The following is a 25,352-nucleotide window of genomic DNA, read 5'->3' on the forward strand; positions in this document are numbered from 1 at the left end:
TTCACCGCTACACCAGGAATTCCGATCTCCCCTACCACACTCTAGCTAGCCCGTATCGAATGCAGACCCGGGGTTAAGCCCCGGGCTTTCACATCCGACGTGACAAGCCGCCTACGAGCTCTTTACGCCCAATAATTCCGGACAACGCTTGCGCCCTACGTATTACCGCGGCTGCTGGCACGTAGTTAGCCGGCGCTTCTTCTGCAGGTACCGTCACTCTCGCTTCTTCCCTGCTGAAAGAGGTTTACAACCCGAAGGCCGTCATCCCTCACGCGGCGTCGCTGCATCAGGCTTTCGCCCATTGTGCAATATTCCCCACTGCTGCCTCCCGTAGGAGTCTGGGCCGTGTCTCAGTCCCAGTGTGGCCGGTCGCCCTCTCAGGCCGGCTACCCGTCGTCGCCTTGGTAGGCCATTACCCCACCAACAAGCTGATAGGCCGCGGGCTCATCCTTCACCGCCGGAGCTTTTAACCCCGTCCCATGCGGGACAGAGTGTTATCCGGTATTAGACCCCGTTTCCAGGGCTTGTCCCAGAGTGAAGGGCAGATTGCCCACGTGTTACTCACCCGTTCGCCACTAATCCACCCCGAAAGGCTTCATCGTTCGACTTGCATGTGTTAAGCACGCCGCCAGCGTTCGTCCTGAGCCAGGATCAAACTCTCCGTGAATGTTTACCCGTAATCGGGTGCACACATCACGAGAGCGGAACAACCGGTCGGAATAAGACCCGTTGTTCACAGCGTCCTCGCTGTGTATTGCCTGCCGCCACCCACAACGGGGCGGAACGACAGGACTTTCAAAGGAACCACCAACCTGCCGAAGCAGGCCGGGGTATCAACATATCTGGCGTTGACTTTTGGCACGCTGTTGAGTTCTCAAGGAACGGACGCTTCCTTCGGTCCCGTTTCACCGGGCCCCTCCGGGCGCTTCCCTTCGGTACTGCTCTGTTTCGCTGTCTTGCGTTTCCGACTCTATCAGACTCTTTCGTGTCCGATTCCCGGTCGAAGCGGGCCGTGCAGTTTCGCTTTCCAGGTTCTTCGCTTTCGCGTTTTCCCTTTCCGGCGAGTCCGACTTTACCAGACTCTTTTCCGTTCCGTTTCCGGTCCGAAGGTGATTTCTGGTGGCCTGCGGAAGGCCTTGCCTTTCGGCGCATCCGACTTTATCAGAGATCTTGAGTCGGAATTCCCGCCCCTTCCGGGGTTCTCCAGGCGCACGAGTGCGCGAGGTACTTCCCGTTCAGGCGGAGACGCAAACGTACTGGAGCGGGGCTCCTCGATGCAAATCGAGGGCCCCGCTCCAGGTCAGGCGGTTGCGAGGACTCAGACCTCGACGACCACCGGAAGGATCATCGGGCGTCGGCGGTAGGTGTCGGACACCCACTTGCCGACGGTCCGGCGGACCATCTGCTGGAGCTGGTGGGGCTCCATCACGCCGTCCTGCGCCGACTTGTCCAGGGCTTCCTGGATCTTCGGAGTGACGCCGGCGAACGCGTTGTCGTCGATGCCGGAGCCGCGGGCCTGGATGTGGGGGCCGCCCACGATCTTGCCAGAGGAGCTGTCGACCACGATGAACACCGAGATGATGCCCTCGTCGCCGAGGATGCGGCGGTCCTTGAGGGAGGTCTCGGTGACATCGCCGACGGAGAGGCCGTCGACGTACACGTACCCGGCCTGGACCTTGCCGACGATCTTGGCCTTGCCGTCGATGAGGTCGACGACCACGCCGTCCTCGGCGATGACGATGTGGTCCTTGGGTACGCCCGTGAGGGCTCCCAGCTCGGCGTTGGCCCGCAGGTGGCGCCATTCGCCGTGGACCGGCATCAGGTTCTTCGGCTTGCAGATGTTGTAGAAGTACAGCAGCTCGCCGGCCGAGGCGTGGCCCGAGACGTGGACCTTGGCGTTGCCCTTGTGGACGACGTTGGCGCCCCAGCGGGTCAGGCCGTTGATCACGCGGTAGACCGCGTTCTCGTTGCCGGGGATGAGGGACGACGCCAGGATCACCGTGTCGCCGGGGACGATCCGGATCTGGTGGTCGCGGTTGGCCATCCGGGAGAGGGCGGCCATCGGCTCGCCCTGCGATCCCGTGCAGACCAGCACGACCTCGTCGTCCGGGAGGTCGTCGAGGGTCTTGACGTCGACGACCAGGCCCGCGGGGACCTTCAGATAGCCGAGGTCACGGGCGATGCCCATGTTGCGCACCATGGAGCGGCCGACGAAGGCGACCCTGCGGCCGTACTCGTGGGCGGCGTCCAGGATCTGCTGGATGCGGTGCACATGGCTGGCGAAGCTCGCCACGATGATGCGCTTCTGGGCGTTCGCGAAGACCGTGCGCAGGACGTTGGAGATGTCCCGCTCCGGCGGCACGAAGCCCGGAACCTCGGCGTTCGTGGAGTCGGAGAGGAGGAGGTCGATGCCCTCCTCGCTGAGGCGCGCGAACGCGTGCAGGTCGGTGAGACGGCCGTCCAGCGGGAGCTGGTCCATCTTGAAGTCACCGGTGGCCACGGCCATGCCCGCGGGGGTGCGGATGGCGACGGCGAGAGCGTCCGGGATGGAGTGGTTGACCGCGATGAACTCGCAGTCGAAGACGCCGATGCGCTCGCGCTGCCCTTCCTGCACCTCAAGGGTGTAGGGGCGGATGCGGTGCTCCTGGAGCTTCGCCTCGATGAGCGCGAGGGTCAGCTTCGATCCGATGAGGGGGATGTCCGGCTTCAGGCGCAGCAGGTACGGGACACCACCGATGTGGTCCTCGTGGCCGTGCGTGAGGACGATGCCCTCGATGTCGTCCAGACGGTCCCGGATCGTGGTGAAGTCCGGAAGGATCAGGTCGATGCCCGGCTGCTCCTCCTCGGGGAAGAGGACGCCGCAGTCGACGATGAGCAGACGGCCGCCGTACTCGAAGACCGTCATGTTGCGGCCGATCTCGCCCAGGCCGCCGAGCGGGGTGACCCGCAGGGCGCCCTTCGGGAGCTTCGGCGGGGTGCCGAGTTCAGGATGCGGATGACTCAAAAGACTCTCCTTACCACGCGCGCCACGTACCGCTGAGGCACGTGGCGCGCATGTCATTCGTGCACTTGCTGTTGTCTTGGGGTGTTGCTCGATGCGAGTCGCCTCGCCTGTTCAGTTGTGAAGTCTGTGGACCGGGAAGCCGGTGCCTAGAGCTGTACCCCGCCGGCGGCGAGATCGATCTTGAGCTGGGCCGTCTCCTGGACGCTGAGCTCCACCAGCGGCAGGCGGAGCGGTCCGGCGGGGAGTCCCTGGAGGGTCAGGGCGGCCTTCGTGGTGATGACGCCCTGGGTGCGGAACATCCCGGTGAAGACCGGGAGCAGCTTCTGGTGGATCTCGGTGGCCTTCTGGACGTCGCCGCTCAGGTGCGCGTCGATCAGGGCCCGCAGCTCGGGGGTGACCATGTGGCCGACGACGGAGACGAAGCCGACCGCGCCGACCGAGAGCAGCGGCAGGTTGAGCATGTCGTCGCCGGAATACCAGGCGAGTCCCGATTCGGCTATGGCCCAGCTGGCGCGGCCCAGGTCGCCCTTGGCGTCCTTGTTCGCGACGATCCGCGGGTGGTCGGCCAGCCGGACGAGGGTCTCGGTGTCGATCGGTACCCCGCTGCGGCCGGGGATGTCGTACAGCATCACGGGCAGGCCGGTGGAGTCGGCGATGGCGGTGAAGTGCCGGAGCAGGCCCTCCTGCGGCGGCTTGTTGTAGTACGGCGTCACGGCGAGCAGGCCGTGGGCGCCGGTGCGCTCGGCCGTCCGGGCGAGCTCGACGCTGTGCCGGGTGTCGTTCGTGCCGATGCCGGCGACGACGTGCGCCCGGTCGCCGACCGCTTCGAGTACCGCTCGTACGAGCTGGTCCTTCTCCGTGTCACTGGTGGTCGGGGACTCACCGGTGGTGCCGTTGACGATCAGGCCGTCATTGCCTGCGTCCACCAGGTGGGCGGCGAGCCGCTGGGCGCCGTCGAGGTCGAGAGCGCCGTCCGCCGTGAGGGGCGTGACCATAGCGGTGAGGACCCGCCCGAAGGGGGTCTGCGGAGTGGAGATCGGAGCCATGGGTAACACGCTACTCGCTGCTCAGCGCGCGGGGTCCCCTCGGGGGGACGGGGAAGAGGAGCCCGGCACTGCCTGCTCGGGGGTTCAAGCAGTGCCGGGTCCGTTTGATCAGCCTAGATGAACTTCTCGAAACGCCGCAATACGGACACCGCCTACGGGGCTACCCGTCCATTTTTGTTGAAGGCCGCATGAGTGAGCGGCATGAGCTGCTCCCAGTGGGCTTCCATCTGCTCACCGACCATCTCGATCTCGCGCTGCGGGAAGGACGGAACCTTCGCCAGCTCGTGCTGGGTGCGCAGGCCGAGGAAGTGCATCAGGGAGCGCGCGTTGCAGGTGGCGTACATCGAGGAGAAGAGTCCTACGGGGAGGACCGAGCGGGCGACCTCGCGGGCCACGCCCTTCGCCAGCATCTCCTGGTAGGCCTCGTAGGAGGCCCGGTAGGACTCTTCCATGGCGCTGGTCGTGACGTCGTACTGCTCCTCGGTGCCCTCGACGAACACGTACTTGCCGGGGCGGCCCTGCTGGACCAGCTTGCGGGAGGTTCCGGGGACGTAGAAGACCGGCTCCAGCTCCCGGTAGCGGCCCGATTCCTCGTTGTACGACCAGCCGACGCGGTGCCGCATGAACTCACGGAAGACGAAGATCGGGGCGCTGATGAAGAACGTCATCGAGTTGTGCTCGAACGGGCTGCCGTGCCGGTCCCGCATGAGGTAGTTGATGAGTCCCTTGGAGCGCTCGGGGTCCTTGGTGACCTCTTCGAGCGACTGCTCGCCGGCGGTGGAGACCCGGGCGGCGAACAGCACGTCCGCGTCGCGCGCGTCGCTCTTCACCAGCTCGACGGTGACGTCGCTGCGGAAGTGGGGCTTTGCGGGTTCGGGAGTGTCGGTCACCGACGGGGGTCCTTCCAGTGGTGTCGCTCTGGCGGCGACCACTTTACGGGCCACCGGGAGGCGTGCACGCGCCGACCTCGGGGCAGCCGTTCGTGGAGTTTCCCTCAACAAGTACGGCGATTCGGGCACCGATTCGGTCTGTCGTACGTCTGACTCACTAGCAGCACCCGTCACTGAGATCAAGGAGAGTTTCCTCATGTTCCGCCGGCGTGAAGCCGTCCCGTTCTCGTTCGTCGCCGAGTCCGACCGATTCCGCAGTAATGTCACTCCTCCCCCCTCGGCGCGCGCCACCGTTCCCGAACTTCTGGGGCGGTCCCTCGTCGGGCTCACCGTGGTCGCCGGTCTCGTGGGCTCACTGCTGCTGGGGCTCCCCGCTCTCGACTCCGAACAGTCCCCCGCGCACGGCAAGCAGTCCGAGGCTTCTCAGGGCCGCTGACTCGTACGGACCCCCTGGGGTGGTCGGGCCGGTGGCAGGCTCGGTAGCCTCACCGGGCACAGCAATCGAGCGTGCTTGTGAGTGAGGATGAGTCGTGCCCCTGCCCTTTCTGACGGCCGACCGCGCATTCGACGCGAGCGCGGAGGACGTCGCGCTGCCGTTCGACGACCACGACAGCTGGCGGCGGCCCTACCGCCCCGGACCGTGGCGGGTCGCGGCGGCGGCCACCCTGTTGTTGCTGGCCTCGTTCGTTCTGCTCGCGGCCATGATCATCGGTGTGGCCGGAGCGCCCTCGGGCGCCACCGTGTGTCTGGTCCTGGCCGCTGCGCTCATCGCCGCCGCCCTGCGGCTGCTGCGGGTCGGTGCGTGGGTCAGCCGCCACGGAGTGCGGCGCGTCGCGTTCTTCCGGACCACCACGGTGGCCTGGAGCGGCACGTCCGCGGTTCGTACGGTCCAGCAGCCCGTGAAGTGGATGGGCCTCCCCCGTACGGTCCAGGGCCAGGCGCTCGTCGTGGTCCGGCAGAGCGGTGAGACCCTGCCGCCTCTGGCCACCGACCACAACGCGGACTTCCTCGGGCGTGAGGAGGCGTTCGAGCGGGCCACGGACGCGGTGGAGGCCTGGGCGGACGAGTACCGGCTCGGGTGAGCGTCTGGCTGTCGCCGTCTGTGAGTGAGTGAGCCCGGGGCCCTTTGGGGTCCCGGGCTCACATGCGTACGGGTGGAAAGATGTCCTCAAGCGCCGGACGGGCTGGAGGGTGCGGTCGGCCTGGATTTGTGCAGCGCGATCGCCCTCTGCATGGCCTTGCGGGCTCGCGGGGTGTCCCTGGCGTCCTGGTAGGCGACCGCCAGTCTGAACCAGGTCCGCCAGTCGCCCGGGGCGTCCTCGGTCTCCTCCCGGCGCTTGGTGAAGACCGCGTCGGCGGCGTCCCGGTCCACGCGGCCGGAGGGCGTGCGGGCCAGGTCGTCGACCGGGAGGCCGCCCTCCGCGTCCAGCTCGGCCGCCAGAGCGTTGGCGCGCCGGACGAACTGGGTGTTCTTCCAGAGGAACCAGAGGCCGATCACCGGAAGGATCAGCACGGCGACGCCGAACGTGACCGTGAGCAGCGTGCCGTGCCGGATGAGCATCAGACCGCGGCCGCCGACCAGGACGAAGTAGAAGACCAGGACGGCTGCCGTGGCGAAGTAGGTGATCTTTGCGCGCATGGGGGCTCAGTCAGTTCAGGTCGAGGAAGTGTTCCAGGCCGAACGTGAGGCCGGGAGTGGTCACCACGCGGCGGACGCCGAGCAGGATGCCCGGCATGAAGCTGCTGTGGTGGAGGGAGTCGTGGCGGATGGTGAGGGTCTCGCCCTCGCCGCCGAGCAGGACTTCCTGGTGGGCCAGCAGGCCGCGGAGCCTGATCGCGTGGACCGGGACGCCGTCGACGTCCGCGCCGCGCGCGCCGTCCAGGGCGGTGGTGGTGGCGTCCGGCTGGGGTGCGCTGCCCGCTTCGGCGCGGGCCGCCGCGATGAGCTGGGCGGTGCGGGTGGCGGTGCCGGAGGGGGCGTCGACCTTGTTGGGGTGGTGCAGTTCGACGACCTCGACGGACTCGAAGTAGCGGGCGGCCCGCTCCGCGAACTTCATGGTCAGGACGGCGCCGATGGAGAAGTTCGGGGCGATCAGGACGCCCGTCGACGGGGAGTCGTCGAGCCAGGTGTTCAGCTGCGCGAGCCGTTCGTCGGTCCAGCCCGTGGTGCCGACGACGGCGTGGATGCCGTGCCGGAGGCAGAAGTCGAGGTTCTCCATCACCGAGGCGGGAGTGGTGAGCTCGACGACGGCCTGGGCGCCGGTGTCGGTGAGGGTCTCCAGGCGGTCGCCCCGGCCCAGGGCCGCCACCAGCTCCAGGTCGTCGGCGGCCTCGACGGCCCGGACGGCCTCGGAGCCGATCCGGCCCCGAGCACCGAGAACGGCTACGCGCAGCTTGCTCATCTTTGGTTCCTTAAGGGGTGCGAGCGCTTGGGGGATCAGGAGACCGCTGCGTGGAGGCGGTCCGCCTGCTTGTCCTTGAGCGGGCCGATGACCGAGAGCGAGGGGCGTCGGGTGAGGAGCTCGCCCGCCACCTGCCGTACGTCGTCGGGGGTGACCTCCGCGATACGGGCCAGCATGTCGTCGACCGACATCTGCTCGCCCCAGCACAGCTCGCTCTTGCCGATACGGTTCATCAGGGCGCCGGTGTCCTCCAGGCCGAGGACGGTGGAGCCGGAGAGCTGGCCGATGGCGCGGGTGATCTCGTCGTCGTCCAGACCGTGCGTGGCGACCCGGTCCAGCTCGTCGCGGCAGATCTTGAGGACGTCGTGGACCTGGCTGGGCCGGCAGCCCGCGTAGACGCCGAAGAGACCGCAGTCGGCGAAGCCCGAGGTGTACGAGTACACGCTGTAGGCCAGACCGCGCTTCTCCCGTACCTCCTGGAAGAGGCGCGAGCTCATTCCGCCGCCGAGGGCCGTGTTGAGGACGCCGAGGGCCCAGCGGCGGTCGTCGGTGCGGGCGAGGCCCGGCATGCCGAGGACCACGTGGGCCTGTTCGGTCTTGCGGTTCAGCAGCTCGACCTTGCCGGCGGCGCGCAGGGTGCGGGAGCCCTCGCGGGGCGCCATGGGCACCGCGTCCGTACGGGAGAGGGCGCCAGCCTTCTCGAAGGCGCGGCGGACCTGCCGCACGACGGTGGCGTGGTCGACGTTGCCCGCGGCGGCGACGACCAGGTGCGTGGGGTCGTAGTGCTTCTTGTAGAAGCGGGCGATCTGGCCCCGGTTCAGGGCGTTGATCGTGTCGACGGTGCCGAGGACGGGGCGGCCGAGGGGGGTGTCGCCGAGCATGGTGTGCGCGAACAGGTCGTGCACGCAGTCGCCCGGGTCGTCCTCGGTCATCGCGATCTCTTCGAGGATCACGCCGCGCTCGGCGTCGACGTCCTCGGGGGCGATCAGCGAGCCGGTCAGCATGTCGCAGACGACGTCGATGGCCAGCGGCAGGTCGGTGTCGAGGACCCGCGCGTAATAGCAGGTGTACTCCTTCGCCGTGAAGGCGTTCATCTCGCCGCCGACCGCGTCGATGGCGGAGGAGATGTCGAGGGCGGTGCGCTGGGCGGTGCCCTTGAAGAGGAGGTGTTCGAGGTAGTGGGTCGCGCCGTTCAGGGTGGGCGTCTCGTCGCGGGAGCCGACGTTCGCCCAGATCCCGAAGGTGGCGGACCGGACGGAGGGCAGGGTCTCGGTGACGATCCGCAGACCGCCGGGGAGGACGGTCCGGCGGACGGTTCCGATGCCGTTGCTGCCCTTGAGAAGCGTTTGGGTACGGGCGACGGCCCGCCCCTCCGAGGAGGTGCGGGCCGTCGTCGCGGAACTACGGGACGTCACTTGTCGGTGTCGTCCTTCTTCTCGTCCTCTTCGCCCTCGATGACGGGGATGAGGGAGAGCTTGCCGCGGGAGTCGATCTCGGCGATCTCGACCTGGACCTTGGCACCGACGCCGAGCACGTCCTCGACGTTCTCCACGCGCTTGCCACCGGCGAGCTTGCGGATCTGCGAGATGTGCAGCAGACCGTCCTTGCCCGGCATGAGCGAGACGAACGCACCGAAGGTGGTGGTCTTGACGACCGTGCCCAGGTAGCGCTCGCCGACCTCCGGCATGGTCGGGTTGGCGATGGCGTTGATCGTGGCCCGGGCGGCCTCGGCCTGCGAGCCCGCCTGTGCACCGATGTAGATGGTGCCGTCGTCCTCGATCGTGATGTCGGCGCCGGTGTCCTCCTGGATCTGGTTGATCATCTTGCCCTTGGGGCCGATGACCTCACCGATCTTGTCCACCGGGATCTTGACGGTGATGATCCGGGGGGCGTTCGGGGACATCTCGTCCGGGACGTCGATGGCCTCGTTCATGACGTCCAGGATGTGCAGACGCGCGTCACGGGCCTGCTTCAGCGCGGCGGCCAGGACCGAGGCGGGGATGCCGTCGAGCTTGGTGTCGAGCTGGAGCGCGGTCACGAACTGCTTGGTGCCGGCGACCTTGAAGTCCATGTCGCCGAAGGCGTCCTCCGCACCGAGGATGTCGGTGAGGGCGACGTAGTGGGTCTTGCCGTCGATCTCCTGCGAGATCAGGCCCATGGCGATACCGGCGACGGCGGCCTTGAGGGGCACACCGGCGTTCAGCAGCGACATGGTGGAGGCGCAGACCGAGCCCATGGACGTCGAGCCGTTGGAGCCCAGCGCCTCGGAGACCTGGCGGATCGCGTAGGGGAACTCCTCGCGGGTCGGGAGGACCGGCACGATGGCGCGCTCGGCGAGCGCACCGTGGCCGATCTCGCGGCGCTTGGGCGAGCCCACGCGGCCGGTCTCGCCGACGGAGTACGGCGGGAAGTTGTAGTTGTGCATGTAGCGCTTGCGGGTCACCGGGGAGAGGGTGTCCAGCTGCTGCTCCATACGGAGCATGTTGAGGGTGGTGACGCCCAGGATCTGGGTCTCGCCACGCTCGAACAGCGCCGAGCCGTGCACGCGCGGGATGGCCTCGACCTCGGCGGCGAGCGTACGGATGTCCGTGACGCCGCGGCCGTCGATGCGGACCTTGTCCTTGATGACGCGCTCGCGGACGAGCTGCTTGGTCAGCGAGCGGTACGCGGCGGAGATCTCCTTCTCGCGGCCCTCGAAGGCCGGGAGGAGCTTCTCGGCGGCGATCTCCTTGACGCGGTCCAGCTCGGCCTCGCGGTCCTGCTTGCCCGCGATGGTGAGCGCCTGCTTCAGCTCGGAGGTGACGGCCTTGGCGAGCGCCTCGAAGACGTCGTCCTGGTAGTCGAGGAAGACCGGGAACTCGCCGACCGGCTTGGCGGCCTTGGAGGCCAGGTCCGACTGGGCCTTGCAGAGCGCCTTGATGAAGGGCTTCGCGGCGTCCAGACCGGCGGCGACGATCTCCTCGGTGGGAGCCTCGGCGCCGTCCTTGACGAGCTGGATGGTCTTCTCGGTGGCCTCGGCCTCGACCATCATGATCGCGACGTCGCCGTCCTCCAGGACGCGACCGGCGACGACCATGTCGAAGACGGCGTCCTCGAGCTCGGTGTGCGTCGGGAACGCGACCCACTGGCCCTTGATCAGGGCGACGCGGGTGGCGCCGATCGGGCCGGAGAAGGGCAGGCCCGCCAGGATGGTGGAGCAGGAGGCGGCGTTGATCGCGACCACGTCGTACAGGTGGTCGGGGTTGAGCGCCATGATCGTCTCGACGATCTGGATCTCGTTGCGCAGGCCCTTCTTGAAGGAGGGGCGCAGCGGCCGGTCGATCAGGCGGCAGGTGAGGATCGCGTCCTCGGAGGGGCGGCCCTCACGGCGGAAGAAGGAGCCGGGGATCTTGCCGGCCGCGTACTGCCGCTCCTCGACGTCCACCGTGAGGGGGAAGAAGTCGAGGTTGTCCTTGGGCCGCTTGGAAGCGGTGGTGGCCGACAGCACCATGGTGTCGTCGTCCAGGTACGCGACGGCGGAGCCTGCGGCCTGCTTGGCCAGGCGGCCCGTCTCGAAGCGGATGGTGCGGGTGCCGAAGGTTCCGTTGTCGATAACGGCCTCGGCGTAGTGGGTCTCGTTCTCCACTAGTGATTTCTCCATACTCGTCGTCTTTCGTCCTCGCGCCCGTGTGGCGGGGGACGGTGCGGGAGAGGCGCACCGTGGATGCGGGCCGGTCTTCGATCGAAGCTCCCGGGCATGTTCCCGGGGGCCACTACCGAGGACCGGCGGCGGCGTCGTCGCGCCTCTCCCTCTGTTCTTGCGTCGCGCGGGTGTCGCTGCACCCAGGTTACTGAGCTTGACACCGGTCGTGCACGTACGGCAAAGGGAGCGGTCCCCTCAGACGCGGGAACCGCTCCCTTTCCACAGCGTTCTTACTTGGCGCCGCCGGCCGCGCCACGGCGGATGCCGAGGCGGTCGACGAGCGCACGGAAGCGCTGGATGTCCTTCTTGGCCAGGTACTGCAGGAGGCGGCGACGCTGGCCGACCAGGATCAGCAGACCACGACGGGAGTGGTGGTCGTGCTTGTGCGTCTTGAGGTGCTCCGTCAGGTCCGAGATCCGGCGGGAGAGCATGGCGACCTGGACCTCGGGGGATCCGGTGTCACCCTCCTTCTGGGCGAACTCGGACATGATCTGCTTCTTCGTAGCGGCGTCGAGCGGCACGCGTACTCCTCTTGATGTTCGAAGCGCCCACGAGTGCCCCTGGTCTTGTTCTCAGGGGAGCTTCCGTGACTCGGAGGCGAAGGTCCGATGAGCGCAGCCCCCAGGATGATCCGAGGACGCGTACACAAACGGCCACTGGACAGAGTACCAGCCGTTCGGGTCACCCCCGTCCGCTGGTCGGCCGGGGCACCGGCCGACCAGCGGTGATGGCCGGGGCCGGCCGTCGGCCAGGGGTGACCGCCGGGGCGGGCCGTCGACCAGAGGGGACGGGCGGTGCGGCGGTCGATCAGGGGATGCGCGGTGCGGCGGTCGGTCAGGCGTGACGGCCCGCCGCCGGTCGCGATCAGCTGGTGAGGGCGCGGATCGAGTGGTAGACGTCGAAGACCGCGAGGCAGAGCGGGAGCAGCGTCAGCAGGACGACCGTTTCGGCGATCTCCAGGAAGCGTCCCCAGAACGGGGTCACCCCCTTGCGCGGCACGATCAGGCCGATGGCGGTGATCAGGACGGCGACGCCGGCGACCGCCGCGGCGAGCCACACCGTACGGATGTCGAGTGCGGCGCCGTCCCCCCTCAGCGCGTCGCGCACCATGGCGACCGGCGGGTTGAGGGACAGCCCCAGGCCCAGCAGCACGAGGGAGCCGAGGCCCGCGGCGAGCGCGCAGCCGACCTGGGCCGTGTAGCGGAAGAGGTGGGCGCGCATCAGCATGGCGACGCCGGTGGCCAGGGCGAGCAGCTGGCCCCAGACGTTGTCGGAGAACCCCAGCACGGCGGCGGCGGCGACGGCGACGAGGGCGCAGCCGCCGACCAGGCCGAGGAGCAGTTCGTGACCGCGCCGCGCCTGGGCGGCGAGGCGTACGGCGTCCACCGGGCCCGTGGCCGCGGGCTCGGCGGTCCCGTAGTCGCCGACCGTGGTGCGGGGCGGCTCGAATCCGATGGGCAGCCGGGCGAAGCGGGTGGAGAGTCCCGGAAGGAAGGCGAGGGCCCCCACGGCGAGCGGGGAGCAGACGGCGGCGGCCTCGATCGGCCTCATGCCGCTCAGGATCGCGACGAAGGTGACCAGGAGGCCGACGGCGCTCGCGAAGACGAACGCGACGAACGGTCCGTCGCCGCCGGGCGCGACGATCATCAGGATGACCGCGACGACGAGGACCGCCGCGCAGGCGAGCAGGAACTGCAGCCGTCCGATGCCCTGCCCGGCGCTCAGGGGCAGCAGGCCGGATCCGGCCACCGCGGCGTTCACCAGGGCGCCGGTGCCGAGCGCGATCGCCGAGGCGCGGTCGTCGTACACCCGCGCCCGCACGCAGGCGAAGGCGAGCAGGAGCAGGGCGACGACGCCCGCCAGGATTCCGGGCAGGCCGTGCATGTCGTGGAGCGGGTCGGCGGTCCACAGCACGAAGCCGAGCAGGGCCAGCAGAACGGAGCCGCCGAAGAGGCCGGCCCCGCGCATGAGGGCGTCGCCCCAGAGCGTGCGGTCCTTGGCCACGGCGGTGGCCACGGCGTCCGACACGTCGTCGAAGACGGCCGGGGGCAGCGATTCGGAGAAGGGCCGCATCGACAGGAGCTCGCCGTCGAGGATGCGGTGCCCGGCGAGGGTACGGGCGCTGTCGAGGACGGTGCCGTCGCGGCGCACCAGGTGGTAGCCGACGGGTGCGCCGGGGGCGGGGCTCTGTCCGGACAGCCGGAGGATCTCGGGATAGAGATCGGCCACGGGGATGTCCTCGGGCAGGGCCACGTCGACACGGCTGTCGGGCGCGACGACCGTGACCCGGCAGAAGCCGGTGCCGCCGGCGGACGGGGTTCCGTGACTCTGCCGACCGGATCCGGTGGCTGCCGTCTGGGCCGTCATGGTCACCTGTTGCTCCCCCTGCTGCTTGTTCTGCTGCTGTCTGCGTCGCTTGAGCCGCTGGGTGCGGGGCTCGCGCCGCTCTCCGCGCCGCTTCACCGGGTGGCGTCCGCTTCTGCCGGAAACACACCGCCGGGACCGCGGATCGCACCGCTCGTCCCGAATGACCGTCTTCTCGGATCAGTTAGCGGATGCGTACACGCGTCGCGACACCCTACCGCCATGGGGCCGCTGTTACGCCAGTAGGATCCTTCCCGCGGATGGAGCCCGTCGCCACGGGGGCGCCGATAGGAACACTTCCGTCCGGCAAGGGAATTGGTGAGCTGTGAGCCAGATCGTCGTCAAGCGCCCACCGCGGGCCCTGCCCACCGAAGTGCCGGTCGAGCAGGTGCAGTTGCAACCTCCGCCGGAACTCCCCCGGGGCCAGCAGGAGGGGGCGCTGATGCAGCTCCTGCCGATGCTGGGCATGGGCGGCTCCGTCGTCTTCTTCTTCATGACGCCGAACCCGATCATGCGCATCATGGGCATGATCATGATCGCCTCGACGGTGGCCATGGCCATCGCGATGCTCGTGCGGTACCGGCGCGGCACCCAGGGCGAACTGGCGGACCTGCGCCGCGACTACCTGAAGTACCTGACGCAGACCCGGCGGACGGTGTTGAGGACCGCCCGCAAGCAGCGGGACGCGCAGTTCTATCTCCACCCCTCTCCCGAGCAGTTGTGGGCGCTGGTCGCCGAGGGCAGCCGGGTGTGGGAGCGGCGTGCCGGTGACCCGGACTTCGCGCAGGTGCGCATCGGGCTGGGCAGCCAGGAGCTGGCCACGCCGCTCATCGCGCCGGAGACGGCGCCCGTGGACGAACTGGAGCCGCTGGCCGCCGGGGCGATGCAGCAGTTCCTGGCGACGCACTCCACGCTGGACGGTCTGCCCATGGCCGTCTCGTTGCGGGCCTTCTACCACCTCACGATCAGCGGTCACGCGGAGTCCGCGCGTTCGGCGGCGCGGGCCGTGGTCGGTGGGCTGGCCTCCCTGCACTCCCCCCAGGACCTGGTGATCGCGGTCGCGACCGGAACGGAGGCCGCCCCGCAGTGGGAGTGGGCGAAGTGGCTCCCGCACGCGCAGGCCTCGGGGCCCGCGGACGGGGCCGGAACCCGGCGCCTCATCACCACCGACGCCCTGGCCCTGGAGGAGTTGCTGACCGGTCGACTGGAGGGCAGGCCGCGCTTCCAGCCGGGCGGCCAGCCGCTTCTGGAGCAGCCGCACGTCGTGGTGGTCCTGGACGGCGAGTCGGTGCCCCCGATGTCGGTGCTCGCCTCGGCGGAGGGCCTGCAGGGCGTGACGGTCATCGAGGTGGTGCCGGGTGAGGTCACCGGGTCCCGCGGGGGCCTCTCGGTCGTGGTGCAGCCGAAGTCGTTGCAGCTGGAGTCGGGCCAGGGGCTCGTCTACGACGGGGTTCCCGACCTGTTGAGCTACGAGGCAGCCGAGGCGCTCGCCCGCCAGCTGGCCCCGCTGCACATGGCGACGGGCGGGGACGACGACGAACCCCTGCTGGCCAACCTGGAGTTCACCGATCTGCTGAACCTGGGGGACGCCGCCTCGATCGAGGTGAGCCGGACCTGGCGGCCTCGGTCGCAGGCGGAGCGGCTGCGGGTGCCGATCGGTGTCGGCGAGGACGGTGCGCCCGTGATGCTGGACCTCAAGGAGGCGGCCCAGGAGGGCATGGGCCCGCACGGCCTGTGTGTCGGCGCCACCGGTTCCGGCAAGTCCGAGCTGCTGCGTACGCTGGTGCTCGGCCTCGCCGTCACCCACACCTCGGAGACGCTCAACTTCGTCCTCGCCGACTTCAAGGGCGGCGCGACCTTCGCCGGGATGGCGCAGATGCCGCACGTCGCGGCCGTGATCACCAACCTCGCGGACGACCTGACGCTGGTCGACCGCATGGGCGACTCGATCCGCGGTGAGCTCAACCGGCGGCAGGAGATGCTGCGCGACGCGGGCAACTACGCCAACATCCACGACTACGAGAAGGCCCGGGCGGCGGGTGCGCCGTTGCAGCCCATTCCCTCGCTCGTGCTGGTCATCGACGAGTTCAGCGAACTCCTCACCGCGAAGCCCGACTTCATCGAGATGTTCGTCCAGATCGGGCGTATCGGCCGTTCGCTGGGCGTGCATCTGCTGCTGGCGTCGCAGCGGCTGGAGGAGGGCCGGCTGCGCGGTCTGGAGACGTATCTGTCGTACCGGGTGGGTCTGCGGACGTTCTCGGCGGCCGAGTCGCGGGCCGCGATCGGGGTGCCGGACGCCTACCACCTGCCCAACGTGCCCGGTTCCGGGCTGCTCAAGTTCGGCACGGAGGAGATGGTCCGGTTCAAGGCCGCGTACGTCTCCGGGGTGTACCGCTCGGGCGGGCACCGGGCGGCGGCGCCGGGTGCTCCGCTGCCGGTGGACCGCAGGCCGGTTCCGTTCACGGCCGCCCCGGTTCCGGTGCGGTACGTCCAGCCGGCGGCCGGGGCCGGGGGCGTACCGGAGCAGCGTTCGGCGGAGGACGACGCGCTGGCGGACACGGTGCTCGATGTGATCGTGCGCCGCCTGGAGGGGCGCGGCGCCTCCGCCCACCAGGTGTGGCTGCCGCCGCTGGACAATCCGCCGTCGCTGGACGAGTTGCTGCCGGGGCTCTCCCCGGTGCCGGGCCGGGGGCTGACGCAGCCCGGTTTCGAGGGAGCGGGCCGACTGGTCGTACCCCTGGGCGTCATCGACAAGCCGTTCGAGCAGCGCCGCGACACGCTCTACCGGGACTTCTCCGGCGCCGCCGGCCACATGCAGATCACCGGAGGGCCGCAGTCGGGGAAGTCGACGCTGCTGCGGACGCTCATCGCCGGCTTCGCACTCACCCACACCCCGGAGGAGGTCCAGTTCTACGGCCTCGACTTCGGTGGTGGCGGCATGTCGTCGATCGCGGGTCTGCCGCACGTCGGCGGCGTCGCGTCCCGCCTCGACCCCGAGCGGGTACGCCGTACGGTCGCCGAGGTGTACGGCATCATGGCGCGGCGCGAGGAGTACTTCCGCAGTGCCGGGATCGACTCCATCGCCACGTACCGCAGGCTGCGGGCGCGCGGTGACATCTCCGCTACGGACCAGCCGTGGGGTGACGTGTTCCTGGTCATCGACGGGTGGGGCAACTTCCGGACGGACTACGAGGGGCTGGAGGCCGCTGCCACGGACATCGCGGCCCGCGGGCTCGGTTACGGCATCCACCTGATCGTCACGGCGTCGCGTTCCATGGAGGTGCGGGCCAGCCTGAAGGACCACCTCATGAACCGGCTGGAGCTGCGCCTCGGTGACGTGATGGACTCCGAGCTGGACCGGAAGGTGGCGGCCAACGTGCCCGCCGGGGTGCCGGGCCGCGGCCTGACCCCGGAGAAGCTGCACTTCATGGCGGCGGTGCCGCGGATCGACAGCATCAACTCCGACAGCGACCTCTCGGAGGCCACGGCGGCGATGAACCAGGAGGTCGCCCGGCACTGGACGACAGCGCCCGCCCCGGCGGTGCGTCTGCTGCCGCGCGAGCTTCCGGCGACCGAGCTCCCGGCCGGCTACGCGGTCCCGGAGCGCGGCATCGCCTTCGGCATCGACGAGAACAACCTGGAGCCGGTGTACCTGAACTTCGAGCAGGACCCGTTCTTCCTGGCGTTCGGCGAGAGCGAGTCCGGGAAGTCCAACCTGCTGAGGCTGCTCATCAAGCAGCTGACCGAGCGGTACGACGGCGACACCTGCAAGCTCTTCGTCATCGACAACCGGCGTTCGCTGCTCGATGTGACCCCGCGGTCGCACCTGGCGGAGTACATCCCGATGTCCAACAACATGGAACATCACATGGCGGCGCTGCACGACCTGATGAAGCGCCGCACACCGTCCGCGGACGTGACGGCGCAGGAGCTGCGCGACCAGAGCTGGTGGCAGGGCCCCACGGTGTACGTCGTCATCGACGACTTCGACCTGGTCTCCACGTCGAGCGGCAACCCGCTCTCGGGGATCACGGAGCTGCTGCCGTTCGCCCGGGACGTGGGCGTGCGCTTCATCATCGCCCGGAGCACGGCGGGGGCCAGCCGGGCCCTGTACGACCCCTTCCTCCAGCGCATGATCGAGCTGGGCGCCCAGGGCGTGATGCTGTCGGGCGACCCGAACGAGGGCGACATCCTCGGCAATGTCCGACCGCGCCCGATGCCCGCGGGCCGGGGCATCTTCGTCACCCGGCGCCGGGGGAACCCGCTGGTGCAGACGGGGCTGATGAAGGGGTAGCGGCGGGCCCGGGGGCGGGCGGGTACGGGGCGGGGCGACCAACGAGGACGGTCCCCCGCCCTGTTGCTTCGGTGCCGATGTCGCCGCCGATGTACACGTGGACGGCGACGTGGACGTGGACTGCGGCGGGGCGGGGCGGGGCGGGGCGGGGAAGCGTGCGCCGGACCCCCGGACCGGTCGCTGTTCCGGACAGGTGGTGGTTCAGGGCAGGTGGTGGTTCAGGGCAGGTGGTGGTTCAGGGCAGGCGCCTGGTTCTGAGGACCCAGTTCTCCAAGGCTTCAGGACACAGCTCAGGGTGGACACCTCCCGCGCGTGTCCACCCTGATGTGCTGTGCTGGTTCTGCTCGTTGCGCTTGGTCGTGCCGGTTGTGCTGTGCCGGTGGCGCTTTCGCCGCGGCGGTCGGACTCCGTCAGAAGTTCGCTGCCGCCCGCTTGTCACCGCTGCGGTAGATAGGAGACGCCTCGCTGACCTTCCGGGCGATGTCGTCCAGGTTGCCGCGGATGGCGTCGGCGTCCGTCCTCCACCGCTCCTGGGCTGCGGTGTAGGCCTGCTTCGCCTCGCCCTCCCACACTTCCGACACCTTGGCGATCATCGACTGAATCTCTTTGAGGTCATTGTCGAGCTGCTTCGCCTGCTTCTTGATCTCACCGGCCGCGAGGTCCAGGCTCGCGTAAGTGACGACCGTCGTACCGTCGTTGTTTCCCATGCGGTCCTCCGCTGCTTTCGAGTTACGGGACAGAAGTCAGAAGCTGTTCAGGCTGGACGACTGTTCCTTGGCGCTGTTGTTGTGGCCGGCGACGACGTCCACGCCGCTGAGGGCCTGGCGGATCTCGTCCTCGTTGTCGCCCGAGATGGTACGGGCGGCCTTGATGGACTCCTGGAAGCGGGCAAGCTGCTTGGCCAGGCTGACCATGCGGTTGTTGATCTCGGTCTGCTTCTGGTTGAAGTGGTTGGCGCCGATGCCCTTCCACTTGCCTTCGAGGTTGTCGATCGTCGCCTGGAGCTGCCGGAGCTGACCCTTCACCGAGTCGAACTTGATGCTGAGGTCACCCTCCAGCTTCAGAAGCGCGGCATCTGAGACCTTCTGGTCTGCCATGGTTCTCTTTCCCTTTCGGTTGGTTCTGCAAGGCCGGCATGGATCGCCGGCCGGTACATGCGGAACGTGCGGTCAAGCGGCCTTGCGCCTGCGGACCACGGCGTAGGCCACTCCACCGAGCACGACCACAACTGCGGCCACTCCGAGGATCAGCCCCAACTGGCTCTTGTCCCCCGAGGACTTGGCCTCTTCCGCCGCTACCGTCTTCTCGCCCTCCGCGCCGTTCTTGGCGGCCTGCGCCGAGGCGGAGGCGGCGGCCTCGGGCTTGGAGGACTCGGCGGCGCCGGTCGTCCTCTCCTTGGTGAGCGGGCTGATGTCCGGGTCGCCGGGGTCGCCCTTGCCCTTGAGGACGTTCATCGACGGGCGGATGAGGCCGTGGCCGAGGTACTTACTGGTCTCGCCCTTCTTCCAGTCACGGCCAGCCGTGTCGAAGAGGACGTTGAGCACCTGGTTGGCGGTCCAGTCGGGGTGGAGGGACCAGACGAGGGCGGCGGAGGCGGAGGCGATGGCGGCCGCCGAACTCGTGCCGCCGTCGCCGTCACAGTAGTTCTTGAAGGAACTGTCGCACCACCCTGGCACATCGCTCCCAGGAGATGCGACATCCACTGAACCTGAGTGTTGCGAATACTGGGAAACTTTCCCCTTGCGATCCGCCGAGGCGACACCCACTACCTCGGGGTACGAGGCCGGATATACCGGCTTGTTCGACTCATCCCCCTCGTTTCCGACGGAGGCAAGGAACAACTTGCCTTTACTTTCGGCGTACTTGACCGCTTCACGATTAGAATCCAGGTAGCGCGGACTACCGAAAGACATGCTGATGATTTGCGCATCAGTGTCGGCCGCGGCTCGAATCGCTTTCGCAGTGTCACTGAAGATGGTGGAGTTCTGCTTCATGAACTCGCCGTCGCTCATGCGTACAGGGATGATCTTGGCACCCGGGGCTAGTCCTTTCAGGCCACCACCCTTGCCTGTCCCGGCGATCAGCTCAGCCATCGTCGTGCCGTGGCCATGGTAATCATCAGTTTCGTCGCCCGGTGCTCCGGTTACGTCGACGCCCTTGAGCACTTGTCCCTGTAGCGACGGCGTGGACGGGTTCACCCCGGTGTCGATGACGGCGACTTTGATGCCTTCACCGGTCGTGACCTTCCACATCTCCTCAGCTTGCATCGCGCTGAGGTACCACTGTTTCGACTGAGTATCCGCTGCAGCGGGCTGCGCCGCGCCGACGAACACCACACTCCACGAGGCGGCCACAGCCAGCACGCCGAGCGCACGCACATGCCTCTGAGCCCGGCCCATTCCTGCTGTCATCCCGGCTTCCGCACCTTCCCTGGGACTCCTATTCGACCACCGGCGGCACGGCCCCGCGCCGCCCGGCATTCCACGTCTCTTCGTCTTCCGTCAGGTAGTCGGGGCGGGTCGACCCGTTGTCATCGTCTTCACGGCCGGATTTCTGCCGACCAGCAGGACCTCGTACGAGCCCTGCCCCGCCAGAGGTGAAGCCCTTGGCGTTCGAGCCGGCGCCAGCAGCCTTCCGGGGAGCACCCACGACTCCGTTCGAGCCCGAAGTCTGAGAAGACCGACCGCCGGGTCGGGAGGTAGCAGCAGCTGCTCCGCGCCCTCCGATCACGCCCCGCTGGCCAGAGACTCCGCCAGAAGCTCTGCCCTGAGGTGCATTCTGGGGCGTTCCTCCGACGATGCCGGTTCTGCCTCCTGAACGAGGTCCGCCGGCTGTGGGCCCACCCCCCTGGCCGGTGATCGGCCGCCCACTCGCAGGAGTGGAACGCCCGGTGATCGGCGACTGCGCGCCGATCGGCGGACGACCGGTGGACGTTCCTCCGCCCCCCATGGGGCTGGGGCGTCCGACCGGAGGCCCGCCGCCAGGCCCCTTGGCCACAGGTCCTCCCCCCGTGGCCTGCGCCTTACCAACGCCCAAGCCGGTCTGATGCACCGTCCGTTGCGCCGAAGGCCCTGTCGTACGCGACGGATTTCCCTGCGTGGTGCTCATGAAGGGGGGCGGCACGGCAGTCGGCGGCATCCCCGTTGGACCCGCCGTGGGCGTGGGAGACGTCAGCGGAGGTGTACTGGTCACCGGCGGCGGAGCCTTCGGAGGGGCGACGCTGTTGATCTCCGTAGCCGTTCCCCTGTCAGGCAAGGCTACGGAGCTGGGAACCTCAGCCTGGGTCAGGCCGGCTGAAGATACTGAAGCGGGCTCCCCAGTTACCGAGCGGCCTGAGGAAACTGGACCAGTACTGCTACCGAGAGCATCGGAGCCAACGCCGGGAGTCCCGGATGAGGGACCTGCGATGGGGTCCTTGTACGGCCTCGGCATGTCGATATCAAGATTCTTCCCGAACCGCGGTGGCTCCTGCCCCGCCAGCACCTCCTCGGAGACCGAGTAGTACGAGGCCAGCCGGTTGATCTGGTTGATGGCCTCCTGGCGGTTCTTCTCCACCTCAAGCGCCGCCGCGTACTGCGGGTTGGTCTCCGTCCGGGCCGGGAACAGGATGTCCTTGACGTCCGTCTGGATCATCCGGCGGTCGCGCGGCGGCATGGCGCTCTTGACCGACGCCAGGCCGGTGCCCGCGACCGTGATCTGGGTGCCGGCCGCGTCCGCGAAGTCACCGAGCTTCTCAGCGTGGGCGACCAGTCCCGTGCCGAAGGCCCGGAAGGCCGTGCCGGACTCGCCCTCCCAGTCGACCCCCTTGAGGTGGTCCTTCAGCTCCTTCGCCGCGCGCCGGATGGCGTCCCGGGCCTTCCAGAGGGCCTCGCCTGCGCTCTCCAGGTGTTCCGGGTTGGATTTCTCCACCATGTCGATGAGGGCGTTGAGCTGATGTCCCTCGAAGGAAGTACGGCCCCCGGTACGGGGGTTGCCGAGACCGAAGGACTCCAGGGCACGGCCGGCCATCTCCGTCATGTCCGTGACGACGATCTGGGTCTGGACCCGTCCCTCGTCCTGCTTCGTCTGCTCGGCAGGCGAAAGGTTCTGCTGCTGCTCGTCGCTCATTCCGCGCCCCACCCGGAGTCCGACTGCTTGTCGTTGTTTTCCTGCTCGGGCTTCGCGTTCCTCGCGCGCTCCGCGTGCTTCTCGCGTTCCTCGTCCATGCGCGTCTGGATCTCGTAGAACCGCCGCCTGACGTCGTCCTCGACGTTGTCGAAGCCGACGGCCGCCGCGTGCACGCCCAGGCTCAGGTACTCGATCTGGTCGCCGAGGGACTTGGAGAGCGAGACGAGGGAGGAGTGAACCCGGTTGTACTGGGTGTAGAGGCCGTCCGCCTCGGCGAAGCGTGCGTTCGGGCCGCTCAGCGAGGCCCGCGAGACCTTCTGGTCGGCGACCTTCGTCTTGCTGGCCGCCGAGCCCTCGAAGTCCGCCAGCAGGGCGTCGACACGACTCTTGAACTTCTCCAGCGCACCCACTCCGCGCCTGAGGTCCCCCGTACCGCCACCGCCACCTGGATCGGTCACAATGCCGTCCTCCCCGTTCCGCATCCCCGTTTGCTCGGCCCGTCCCGCGTTGCTATCGCACTGACGCGGTCCGATCCGATCTCATCCCGACAACTCTAGTCACTGCCTACGACAGCGCCAATCGACTTGAGAGTCACGTGACTTGTCTCATGACCGACTCCTCACCGTTCTTCACCGTTCCCGTCGCTATGCCTCGCCGGCCAAGCGCCCCGCGCGTCTCCGCCTGTCCCGTACCGCCACAGCCGTACCCGCGACGGCCGCCACCAGGACGCCGCCGCCGACCACGACGTACGTCGCCAGGCGCGCGTTCCGCTCGTCGGCCGTTTCGCCCAGGTGGAGTTCGGCGGGGGTGGGGGCTTTGCCCTTGCTCATCCCTTCGCTCGCGACCGGGCGGTCGATCGGCTTGTCGTCCTCGGTGAGGGCGCGCGCCGGGTCGACCACGCCCCAGCCGACCAGGATGTCGTGGCCGGCGACCGAGCGTTCCGCCGTCTGCTGCATCTGCGCGACGATCTGCTCCTGTGTCCAGTCGGGGTGCTTCGCCTTGATCAAGGCGGCGACTCCCGCGACGTACGGGGCGGAGAAGCTGGTCCCGTTGTCGGCGCAGTGTCCGCCGCCGGGGACCGTGGAGACCATGTCCACGCCGGGGGCGGCGATGCCGACGAAGTCACCGGACTGCGAGAACGCGGCGCGTTCGTTGTTCCGGTCCGAGGAGGCGACGGCGAGGACGCCCTTGAAGGACGCCGGGTAGGTCTCCTTGACGTTGCCGCCGAGGCCGTCGTTGCCGGCCGACGCGACGACCACGATGTCCTGGGCGAGGGCGCTGTCCACGGCCTGCCGCAGTTCCGCGGACGGCTTCACGGCGTCGGCTGTGTCCTGGGAGATGTTGATGATGTCCGCGTCCGCGTCGTCGGCGGCGTACCGGATCGCTCGGGCGAGGCTGTCGGTCGTGCCGTGGCCCTCGGCGTCGTTCTGCTGGATCGGGATGATCGTCGCGTCGGGGGCCAGGCCGCTGAAGCCGGTGCCCTTCATCTCGCGCGCGGCGATGATGCCGGCGACCTTGGTGCCGTGGCCCACGGTGTCCGTGGTGCCGTTCTCCTTGCCGCGTTCGATCTTCGTCCCGTCGTCGTTCTTGAGACCCTTCGGCAGGAAGTTGCGGCCCGCGCCGGTGTCCACGGCGGGCTTGAGCTGTTTGTTCCTGACGTCGACTCCGGTGTCGATGACGGCTACGCGTACGCCCTTGCCGGTCGACTGCTTCCACACCTCGTCCAGCAGGACGCGCTGCAACGCCCAGGGCCGGCCCGGGTAGTTCTTCGCGGGGAACGTGCACTGGGCCGAGTCGTCCGCGGCCGCCGGGAGCGCCGGCAGGGTGACGACGAGGACGGCTGCCGCCGCCGTGGCGGTGAGGAGGCGGCGGGCCGCGCGGTGGTGGTCGTGGGTCACCATGTCCGTGCCCCGCTCACGAACCCTGCGGCTGGCTGGCCGCGCCGGTGGAGAGCCGGGGGCCGGTCGGCAGGAGGGCGGACCAGACCGCCGGTACGGGGTTGGGGTCGACGTCCTTGTAGCCGAGCCGGTTCTGCGCCTGCTGCGCCTCCGCCTGCTGGGCCTCCCGCTCCTTCTTCGAACCGGACGCGCCGATGCCGGAGTCGACCTGGCCGCTGTCGCTGTTGGACTGCATCGCGTAGCGAAGGCCCGTGTCGGTGACCAGGAACAGGAAGCCGGCACTGGTCGTGGAGCCCTTGAACTGGCGGAAGAACTCGCCCGATCCCGGGGTGACATAGGCGCTGCTGGAGCCGGTGGGGAGCGTCGCGGGGAAGCCCGTCCCCACCCAGGTGCTCAGCGTGGTGGCACCGCTGTCCGCGTCGACGCCGCGCAGTACGTTGCACACGGTGTTCCGACTGCCCTTCTTGACGTCCGGGGAGTTGACGGGCTCGGGCTTGCTGACCGGCCAGTCCCGCTTCTGGTTGAAGGGGGCGCCCGGTTCGAGTTCGGCGGCGCTGACCGGCTTGGCGTTGCCCGCCTGCTTGAGGTCCACCAACTGCCGGCTGCTGAGCAGGAGCTTGGCCGTGAAGTCCGAGACGGGGGCGACCCTGCTCGGCAGGACGACGTAACTCTGGGTCTTGGTTCCCGCGGTGGCGGTCAGGACCATGCCGACCCGGTTCGTCTCGTCGTCGAGCGTGCCGGGAGCGCCCGCGGGGGCTCCGGGGGTGCCGTCCACGGTCGGGAAGGTGATCGGGGCCCCGGTGTGGAGCGTGGCCAGCCAGGCGGCCGAGACCCGCTGGGGCTCGGCGTCCTGGCCGACCAGGGTGCGCAGGAGCAGTTCGTCCTTCTGGACGGGGTAGGCCTTGCCGGCGGCGTCCACGATGTAGCGGGCGCGGTCCGGTCCCTCGACGTACATCAGCTCACCGCCCGCCAGGGCGTTCTTGCCCTCGGTCTTCTTCTCCTCGCGCTCGGCGAAGATGAAGGTGGCCTTCTGGATGGCCCTGCCGCCCTCGCCGGGCCGTTCGCAGACCGCCCAGCGCTTGGCCGCGCCCGCCTCCTTGGCGTCGGGCAGCCGGTCGGGGGCGTACGGGATGCCGAGCGTCGCGCCGTGCGGGATCTTGCCGCTGTCCAGGACCGACTCGTTGACGTTGACGACGGTGCCCTTGTCCGGGGCGAGCAGGAGCTTGGCCGAGGCCATGTTCAGGACGGGGTGCAACTGCTTCTTGCCGTCGGTCTCCAGCACCACGTAACGGGTGGTGGACTTGCTGGCGATGATGACGTGTTCCTTGGGCGCGTCCCACTTCTGGGGGGCCACCGGCTTGAACATGCCCCACGCCCCGAAGACCGCGAGAACCACGACGGCGATGATGGCCCCGGGCAGTACCGCGCGCAGCGGCTTGGGGGCGCCTTCCTCGGAACCTGTGGGGTTGGGCTGCAGGAACTGTGCGATCAACCTCCGCTTCGCAAAGGTATAGGCGTTGAGCTCATCCCGCCGTGATGCCATGTGTCCGCTGACCCTTCTCCCCAGTGATCGAACAGGGTCCCACACGCACCGTCGGCCCCCGCTGCCGTACCGCGCCCCTACTATGCCTGCTGGGGTCCCGCTCCCTGTGCTCAGGTAGGGTG

At 68.7% G+C, this 25,352-nt stretch carries 19 protein-coding genes and 1 rRNA gene; 3 read left to right on the forward strand and 17 right to left on the reverse strand.

Annotation, left to right across the window (positions count from 1 at the left end):
• The 4 genes from DTB53_RS31645 to thyX all read right to left on the reverse strand — a co-directional run.
• Nucleotides 1-667 (reverse strand): 16S ribosomal RNA (locus DTB53_RS31645); the annotation flags it as partial.
• A gap of 651 nt (nucleotides 668-1,318) precedes the next feature.
• Entirely contained in the window at nucleotides 1,319-3,004 is a 1,686-nt protein-coding gene (locus tag DTB53_RS31655; protein ID WP_003965846.1) for a ribonuclease J, read from the reverse strand.
• 146 nt (nucleotides 3,005-3,150) lie between these two features.
• Entirely contained in the window at nucleotides 3,151-4,050 is a 900-nt protein-coding gene (dapA, locus tag DTB53_RS31660; protein WP_012378774.1) for a 4-hydroxy-tetrahydrodipicolinate synthase, read from the reverse strand.
• 152 nt (nucleotides 4,051-4,202) lie between these two features.
• Nucleotides 4,203-4,940, reverse strand: coding sequence for an FAD-dependent thymidylate synthase (gene thyX, locus DTB53_RS31665; protein WP_003965848.1), 738 nt, complete (start codon nucleotides 4,938-4,940; stop codon nucleotides 4,203-4,205).
• Between the two features lie 196 nt (nucleotides 4,941-5,136).
• Between thyX and DTB53_RS31670 the strand changes: the two genes are divergently transcribed.
• Nucleotides 5,137-5,376: a hypothetical protein gene (locus DTB53_RS31670; protein ID WP_003965849.1), complete on the forward strand. Its 240-nt coding sequence runs from the start codon at nucleotides 5,137-5,139 to the stop codon at nucleotides 5,374-5,376.
• A gap of 94 nt (nucleotides 5,377-5,470) precedes the next feature.
• Nucleotides 5,471-6,022, forward strand: coding sequence for an SCO5741 family PH domain-containing membrane protein (locus DTB53_RS31675; protein ID WP_003965850.1), 552 nt, complete (start codon nucleotides 5,471-5,473; stop codon nucleotides 6,020-6,022).
• Between the two features lie 86 nt (nucleotides 6,023-6,108).
• Here DTB53_RS31675 and DTB53_RS31680 read toward each other — a convergent pair whose 3' ends face one another.
• From DTB53_RS31680 to eccD, 6 genes are all read right to left on the reverse strand, one after another.
• Nucleotides 6,109-6,579, reverse strand: a complete 471-nt coding sequence (locus DTB53_RS31680) for a tetratricopeptide repeat protein (protein ID WP_012378775.1) — start codon at nucleotides 6,577-6,579, stop codon at nucleotides 6,109-6,111.
• 10 nt (nucleotides 6,580-6,589) lie between these two features.
• Nucleotides 6,590-7,342 carry a 4-hydroxy-tetrahydrodipicolinate reductase gene (gene dapB, locus DTB53_RS31685; RefSeq protein ID WP_003965852.1) on the reverse strand — a complete coding sequence of 251 codons (753 nt, stop codon included), beginning with the start codon at nucleotides 7,340-7,342 and terminating at the stop codon, nucleotides 6,590-6,592.
• 35 nt (nucleotides 7,343-7,377) lie between these two features.
• A complete protein-coding gene (locus DTB53_RS31690; protein ID WP_012378776.1) occupies nucleotides 7,378-8,757 on the reverse strand; it encodes a M16 family metallopeptidase in 1,380 nt (459 codons plus the stop codon).
• A complete protein-coding gene (locus DTB53_RS31695; RefSeq protein ID WP_003965854.1) occupies nucleotides 8,754-10,967 on the reverse strand; it encodes a polyribonucleotide nucleotidyltransferase in 2,214 nt (737 codons plus the stop codon). Before DTB53_RS31695 ends, DTB53_RS31690 begins: the two co-directional genes overlap by 4 nt.
• Before the next feature lie 287 nt (nucleotides 10,968-11,254).
• Nucleotides 11,255-11,545 carry a 30S ribosomal protein S15 gene (gene rpsO / locus DTB53_RS31700; protein ID WP_003965855.1) on the reverse strand — a complete coding sequence of 97 codons (291 nt, stop codon included), beginning with the start codon at nucleotides 11,543-11,545 and terminating at the stop codon, nucleotides 11,255-11,257.
• A 343-nt stretch (nucleotides 11,546-11,888) separates the two neighbouring features.
• Nucleotides 11,889-13,391, reverse strand: a complete 1,503-nt coding sequence (gene eccD / locus DTB53_RS31705) for a type VII secretion integral membrane protein EccD (RefSeq protein WP_042498262.1) — start codon at nucleotides 13,389-13,391, stop codon at nucleotides 11,889-11,891.
• A 322-nt stretch (nucleotides 13,392-13,713) separates the two neighbouring features.
• On the opposite strand from eccD, the gene eccCa reads away from it, so the two are divergent.
• The gene (eccCa, locus tag DTB53_RS31710) at nucleotides 13,714-17,682 is read left to right on the forward strand and encodes a type VII secretion protein EccCa (RefSeq protein WP_012378778.1); all 3,969 of its coding nucleotides are present in this window, start codon (nucleotides 13,714-13,716) and stop codon (nucleotides 17,680-17,682) included.
• Between the two features lie 410 nt (nucleotides 17,683-18,092).
• On the opposite strand, the gene DTB53_RS31715 is transcribed toward eccCa, so the two are convergent.
• The 7 genes from DTB53_RS31715 to eccB all read right to left on the reverse strand — a co-directional run bounded on the left by DTB53_RS31715 (nucleotide 18,093) and on the right by eccB (nucleotide 25,230).
• The gene (locus tag DTB53_RS31715; protein ID WP_003965858.1) at nucleotides 18,093-18,389 is read right to left on the reverse strand and encodes a WXG100 family type VII secretion target; all 297 of its coding nucleotides are present in this window, start codon (nucleotides 18,387-18,389) and stop codon (nucleotides 18,093-18,095) included.
• Nucleotides 18,390-18,425: 36 nt separating this feature from the next.
• Nucleotides 18,426-18,779, reverse strand: a complete 354-nt coding sequence (locus tag DTB53_RS31720) for a WXG100 family type VII secretion target (RefSeq protein ID WP_003965859.1) — start codon at nucleotides 18,777-18,779, stop codon at nucleotides 18,426-18,428.
• 72 nt (nucleotides 18,780-18,851) lie between these two features.
• Nucleotides 18,852-20,093: a S8 family serine peptidase gene (locus DTB53_RS31725; RefSeq protein WP_042495953.1), complete on the reverse strand. Its 1,242-nt coding sequence runs from the start codon at nucleotides 20,091-20,093 to the stop codon at nucleotides 18,852-18,854.
• Between the two features lie 28 nt (nucleotides 20,094-20,121).
• Nucleotides 20,122-21,789, reverse strand: a complete 1,668-nt coding sequence (locus tag DTB53_RS31730) for a WXG100 family type VII secretion target (protein WP_012378780.1) — start codon at nucleotides 21,787-21,789, stop codon at nucleotides 20,122-20,124.
• Nucleotides 21,786-22,271, reverse strand: a complete 486-nt coding sequence (locus DTB53_RS31735; protein ID WP_012378781.1) for a DUF2563 family protein — start codon at nucleotides 22,269-22,271, stop codon at nucleotides 21,786-21,788. Before DTB53_RS31735 ends, DTB53_RS31730 begins: the two co-directional genes overlap by 4 nt.
• Before the next feature lie 162 nt (nucleotides 22,272-22,433).
• On the reverse strand, nucleotides 22,434-23,690 hold the full coding sequence (gene mycP, locus DTB53_RS31740; RefSeq protein WP_012378782.1) for a type VII secretion-associated serine protease mycosin: 1,257 nt from the start codon (nucleotides 23,688-23,690) through the stop codon (nucleotides 22,434-22,436).
• 13 nt (nucleotides 23,691-23,703) lie between these two features.
• Nucleotides 23,704-25,230: a type VII secretion protein EccB gene (gene eccB, locus DTB53_RS31745; RefSeq protein ID WP_012378783.1), complete on the reverse strand. Its 1,527-nt coding sequence runs from the start codon at nucleotides 25,228-25,230 to the stop codon at nucleotides 23,704-23,706.
• Nucleotides 25,231-25,352: the final 122 nt, after the last annotated feature.

The sequence above is a fragment of the Streptomyces griseus genome (assembly GCF_900460065.1).
GTDB lineage: Bacteria > Actinomycetota > Actinomycetes > Streptomycetales > Streptomycetaceae > Streptomyces > Streptomyces griseus.